Genomic DNA, 288 nt, shown 5'->3' with positions numbered 1-288 from the left:
GGAGCAATCCCATTCTATGAGATCGATACGCTCTTCACGGGAAAAGTTAGAGGCCAGATTTTTTTTTAAGCCACGACAATTGGGTGGTTAACTTACCAACCTCGGCGTAGAGTTCATTGATCTGTTGCTCGTATTCTTTTTTCATTTTGGTGATACCTTTACGATCATCAACGAACAGCTGCGAGAGGTTTTGCACCACCTCGGATTTCCACCGGTTGAGGACATTGGTATGGATCCCATGCTCAGAAGCGAGCTGTGAAACTGACTTTTCTTCCTTTAAAATTTCCA

The 288-nt window shown here is 43.8% G+C and carries 2 pseudogenes; both read right to left on the bottom strand.

What is annotated here, in order from left to right:
- A pseudogene (locus AC3II9_RS21660) lies at positions 1 to 142 on the bottom strand (IS3 family transposase); the annotation flags it as partial.
- A 48-nt stretch (positions 143 to 190) separates the two neighbouring features.
- Positions 191 to 235, bottom strand: a pseudogene (locus AC3II9_RS21655) (hypothetical protein); the annotation flags it as partial.
- Positions 236 to 288: the final 53 nt, after the last annotated feature.

The organism is Lysinibacillus sp. RU7, from assembly GCF_057837305.1.
The sequence above is the reverse complement of the archived record's forward strand: the minus strand, read 5'-3'. Positions and strand labels throughout refer to the sequence as shown.